The organism is Streptomyces sp. NPDC050211 (assembly GCF_040656035.1).
Classification (GTDB): Bacteria; Actinomycetota; Actinomycetes; order Streptomycetales; family Streptomycetaceae; genus Streptomyces.
This window is the reverse complement of record NZ_JBFALC010000149.1, coordinates 1-5,124: the sequence shown is the minus strand read 5'-3', so window position 1 is coordinate 5,124 and position 5,124 is coordinate 1. Positions and strand designations below refer to the sequence as shown.

Here is a 5,124-nt window from a genome sequence, read left to right as displayed (position 1 = left end):
ACATGCCCCTTCACCCCTGAGGCCCTGAGCATCGCCGCCGAGACCGGCATCACCGCCATACACCGCGGAGTGCTGGAGGAGTGGAGCGCCGGGGAACCGCTGAAGGTCCTGGAGTAGCCACGGTGTGACGTGAGGAGGCCCGAAGCCGCAAGAGATAGTTGCGGCTTCGGGCCTCCGTCATGCTAGGCGACTGGCCCCCTTTCAGAGGGGCAGTCACCTCACTGCAACTCCTTAGGCCGCGTCCGCTCCCCATCCACCTTCTCCACCCGCTCCAACTCCCCCCCACACCACATACCGATACCGAGACGTGAACACCGGCGTGCAGGTCGTCAGCGTGATGTACTTGCCGGCCTTCTCCTTGCCCGACTCCTTCGGGGTGGCGGACACGACCTTGACGTTGTACTTCGAGGTCTCGGGAAGGACGGCGGAGGCCTTGTAGACGTACCACTTGTCCTTCGTCTCAAAGACGATCGTTGGCCACAAGCGAGGCTGCGCGTGCAACCAAGTGCTGCCTGCCGAGCGGCGGCTCATCGCCAGTTCAGGAAGCGAGTCCCCTGGCACTGCCCTTGGGCTGACCACCCACAAGACTGCCCCAGACAGGGGCGATGAACCGCTCCAGGATCGGTGGAGGCTCCGGCTTGCGCCGAGTTTCGTGGAGTCGGAGCCCTGCCCCGCGTTGTGTGGAGTTGGGATAGCTGATTTCACGCTACAGGTGTTGCGCATAGTTCGTACTCCACCGGGCCGAGCATGCCCAGGGCGGAGTGACTGCATTGCCGGTTGTGGAAGATCTCCAGGTACTCGAACAGTGCGGTGGACAGCTTCAGGCGGGTGCGCCACCGCCAGCGATCGAGCAGTTCGACCTGGACCCGGGCCCAGAAGGATCCCTCATCGCGTTGTCCTCGCAGTCGCCGATCGAGCCATTGACACGGCAGCTGTAGTTCTTGATCACGGTTGGTCGTGACGGTGGTGTCATTGCTGGTGGCAAGCGGTCGCGACGGCTTGGTGATCGCGTCGCCAGGCGGTCCAGTGCAGGACGTGCTCGCGGTCGCGGACGGGTGCCGGCAGCACGAGGGCTCGCAGGAGCCGGATGAGCTCGGGGCAGCTCAGCGGCACGAGTGCGGGCTCGTCCTCGGCGGCGTCGTGGACAGCGGCAGCGATCAGGGAGAACAGTGACCAGCGCATCCAGGAGTTCCAGCAGGTAACCTGGCCCTGGTCGAGTCCGGTGAAGCCCTTGGAGAGTTGGAAGGTTTCTTCGATCCGCCACCTGCGACAGATCACTGCCACCAGCGTGCCGAGCGAGACGTCGCCGGGTGCCCAGCTGCGGAGTAGGACACCTCGCAATCGAGTCAGGCCCAGTCGTACTCGCGGGTGCCCTCGGTGCCGTGTCCGGTCTGTCGGCGCATCCACTGCCCGGGCCGCACCTTGTTGATCATTTTGCGGGCCTCCCACCGGCGTCCGGTCCCGTCGATGACCTGGTAGGTGGCGGCGATGCCAACGGTGTAGCCAAGCCCCAGCGCCCGTATGCCCCCGGCGGAGTTCGCACCCGCAGTACACCTCGTCGCCCGCGAACCAGCGGGCTTTCAGCCCGGCGGCGAACGCGTCGGTGACCATGGCCAGCGCCTGCTGCGGCTTCGAAGGCGATCTCCTCCGGCACTCCGGCGGCCTCGCGGCGTTCCTCGTCCGCAGCCCAGTCGCCGGGAATTACAGGGCCCGATCGGTGATCACCTTCGTCGTCGCGGTGACCGCCGCCAGGTGCACCGCCACCTGACACAGTCCGACCCCGCCGATTGCACAGGGGTATTGCCGGCAGGCGCCCACGCAGTCCCGTGGACGACTTCGCATCCCCCGTCTCATCCGCCACCAACACCACGCTCTACCCGGCAAGTTCAACGATCACGAGGCAGGCGATCTCCTGCCGAACCCGCTCATGGTCGAACCGGGCGCGCGAGAGCAGGTGCTGCAGCCGGTGCTGGCCCGGATGTCCCAGAATCTGCGGGAGCGCCCAGCAGTTCCGCGTGTCCATCTCCAGCAACAGCCCCGCGACCAACTCCGCCGCCGTCGCCCGGGCTTCACGTCGCGCGAAGCAGCCCGCGACCGCCCGCATCGCCCTCCCGAACGCCTCGCCCCACGCCCGCTCGGCTATCGTTGCTTCCACGGCCCCCGCGTCTTGATAGGTCGTCACAAACGTTCATGATCACGGTGGCCGTACTCATGCCCGCACCCACCCCGGCAACACGCTGACCAGCGCAGACGCTGGAACTACAGCTGCCGTGATTGAGGGCAGCAGGCCGGAGGCGTGGGCGCGTTCGGTGAAGGCCCATTTCATAGCCAATGACCAGCACACGGAAACACGTCACTACGTCGAACGCGGCCTGAAAGGTTGTCCTCAGGTTTGGCGCCTTGATGGATGCCTGGTGGAAACCTGCAATAGGGGGAGAATATCCATGCCATTAACCTAGACAATTGAATTCATTAAAGATTTCAAATAATGGCTAGTTAAATAACAGCAAAATAAGATATTGTGCACCTAAAGGCTCAATCAGGACAAAACGATAAAAAATCCCTCCGGGATAAGTACTTCACAAGATCAACCCACACTGATAACCTTCATCATCGAGCACGGATGGAAAGGGTAAATTATGAAATTTAAGAAAAGTCTGGCCCGGTTCGCAGTGGTAGCGTCTATTGCGGCGGGGTGCGTTTCCATTGCCCCGGCTGCTCATGCAGGCGGATACGGGTGCAGTGGATCTCAGATAGACAGTTACACAGTCAAGACCAGCGGAGGAACGCAGTACGGAACCATTTTCCTCTACTACGACTCCTCTACCGGAAAGAACTGCGCTGCCTCTGTGCGCACTTCCGCTGGCGGTTACGGCACGTCCGCTTGGATGAACGTCAACCTCTACAAGTGCGCTGAGACCACGCCCGGTAACGGATGTACCACCACCTCCGTACAGGATCACGACGCAGGAAATTATGCGTATTACGCCGGCCCCGTAGAAGTCAGCGCCGCAGGGCATTGCATTTCCGTAGACTCAACAATTAAGCGTACCGACGGAAGTTTGGCGCAACGCTGGGTCAACACGGGAGTACACTGTGGCTAGCATGGTTCAAACCGCGCCGACTCACTGAGCGGCCATAATTTCGCCGGACCGCCCTCTTTCCTTTGGGCGCTCCGGCGATTTTCATTTATTTCCGGAGTATTGAAGACCCTTCTACACTCACCATTGTGTGTGGTGTTTTACTGATCCGAAATTTCGACATTGCGAGGGCCGGGCATTCAGGTGGCGTTGTCGTCTACTGAGCTTGAACTCGGGTTGTCGTGGCCGCTGACAGGGCTTGATCCTCGCGCTACCCCGTAGTTATGAGGTACGCGCAGGGCGGCGGGTTGACGGATGAACGCCGAGAGTTCCGCGAGGGCGTCCGGATGATGGCCGCCGAGCAGTTCGCCGCGGGCGAGCCGAGTTCGGCGATCGCGAAGGAGTTACGGGTCAGTGTTCGCTCGGTGCAGCGGTGGCGGCGGGCCTGGGACAAAGACGGCCCGCGGGCTCTGCGGTCGGCGGGTTCGGCCTCGCTTCCCAGGCTGAGCGAGGCCCAGTTCGCCGCACTCGAAACGGAGTTGGCCAAGGGACCGGTCGCGCACGGCTGGCTCGATCAGCGGTGGACGCTGGCGCGGGTCACGACCGTGATCGGGCGACGCTTCCACAAGAGCTACACCCTCCAGGGGGTGCGCAAGCTGCTGCTCCGGCACGGCTTCTCCTGCCAGGTGCCGGCCAGACGGGCAGTGGAGCGTGATGAGGAGGCGATCTGCGGCTGGGTGAAGGAAACCTGGCCGCAGGCGGAAGCACCGCGGCGGCGCTCGGGGCATGGATCGTCTTCGAGGACGAGGCCGGCTTCTCGATGACGCCGCCGACCGCACGCACCTGGGCCCGCCGGGGGTACACGCCCGTCATCCGGGTCCGCGGACGCACCTCCCGCCAGCTCTCCGTCGCCGCCCTGGCCTGCTACAGAGCAGGTGAACGGCCCCGCCTGATCTATCGGCCCAGACGGCACAACCATCGGCGCGGCGACCGCAGGAGCTTCACCTGGAGCGACTACCGCGACCTGCTGAACGCCCCGCACCGCCAGCTCGGTGCCCCCATCGTCCTCATCTGGGACAACCTCGGCACCCACGTGTGCGCGGACATGCGAGCGTTCATCGACAGCCAAGACTGGCTCACCGTCTTCCAGTTACCCGCCTACGCGCCCGAGCTCAACCCGGTCGAAGGCGTGTGGTCGCTGCTGCGACGCGGCTACACCGCCAACGTCGCCTTCACCAGCCCAGACCACCTCATCCGCACCGTCCGCGAGGGCCTCCGCAAGATCCAGTACCGCCCCGCACTCCTCGACGGCAGCCTCGCAGAAACCGGACTCGCTCTCCGGCCCGGATAATTCATCCCGGCACCACGAGTTCAAGCTCAGTAAGGGCTCGCCGATAATCAACGTGCGGTTTCGATCTCCGTGGGGCTGCTGTTCGCGAGGAACGCGGTGACGTCAGCGGGCGCGCGGAACCGGGCTGCCCGAGGCTGGAATGGTGCAGCCGTGCTCGGCCAGGATAACTGGACTTGTTGAACGGCTCTGGTGATTGTGTTGCCGTTGACTCCGAAGAGCTGGGCGCGCAGGTCTCAGGGGCCGATTTTGCGCAGGTAGAGCATGGTGGCCAGGAATCTGTCGACGATGGTCAGCTTGTCCTCCGTCCTTGCGCCGCAAACACGGATGCGTTCACCTCCTCGCTGCTACCGTCCTTGCTCACGTAACTCATCTAGTTTCTGGGCTAGTTGGTAGACGAAGTCCGTCCAGCACCGGTTCGAGCATGCCGGTCAGACCCGGGTCTCGCAGACGCCGTGTGAAGGGCTGCGCGGACGGGTCGTTGGCCGACAGCAGGTTCTTGGCTGCGCGGGCGGTGTCACAAGGTCGTGGATGGAGGGTGTAGTGCCAGTCGCCGAGGAAGCTGTGCACGGGCAGGGCGTCGAGTCGCTGTCGGTGGCTTTAACCTCGCGCTTTCACGAGGTGGGCTGTCCAAGCGCTGATCAGAAACACGGAAAGTGCCCTTGACCTGCAACGATAGGACTTGCTGAGGGTCCT

4 protein-coding genes and 1 pseudogene are annotated in these 5,124 nt (G+C 63.5%); 2 read left to right on the top strand and 3 right to left on the bottom strand.

Going from position 1 to position 5,124, the window contains the following annotated elements:
• Positions 1-218: 218 nt before the first annotated feature.
• From AB0I98_RS49420 to AB0I98_RS49410, 3 genes and pseudogenes are all read right to left on the bottom strand, one after another.
• A pseudogene (locus AB0I98_RS49420) lies at positions 219-471 on the bottom strand (sortase); the annotation flags it as partial.
• Between the two features lie 498 nt (positions 472-969).
• A complete protein-coding gene (locus AB0I98_RS49415) occupies positions 970-1,278 on the bottom strand; it encodes a hypothetical protein (protein WP_362953034.1) in 309 nt (102 codons plus the stop codon).
• 595 nt (positions 1,279-1,873) lie between these two features.
• Positions 1,874-2,182: a hypothetical protein gene (locus AB0I98_RS49410; RefSeq protein ID WP_362953032.1), complete on the bottom strand. Its 309-nt coding sequence runs from the start codon at positions 2,180-2,182 to the stop codon at positions 1,874-1,876.
• A 1,182-nt stretch (positions 2,183-3,364) separates the two neighbouring features.
• Between AB0I98_RS49410 and AB0I98_RS49405 the strand changes: the two genes are divergently transcribed.
• Both AB0I98_RS49405 and AB0I98_RS49400 read left to right on the top strand, forming a co-directional pair.
• Positions 3,365-3,904, top strand: coding sequence for a winged helix-turn-helix domain-containing protein (locus AB0I98_RS49405; protein ID WP_362953030.1), 540 nt, complete (start codon positions 3,365-3,367; stop codon positions 3,902-3,904).
• Entirely contained in the window at positions 3,901-4,431 is a 531-nt protein-coding gene (locus AB0I98_RS49400) for a transposase (RefSeq protein ID WP_362953028.1), read from the top strand. The genes AB0I98_RS49405 and AB0I98_RS49400 overlap by 4 nt, the downstream gene beginning before the upstream one ends.
• The last annotated feature ends 693 nt before the right edge of the window (positions 4,432-5,124 follow it).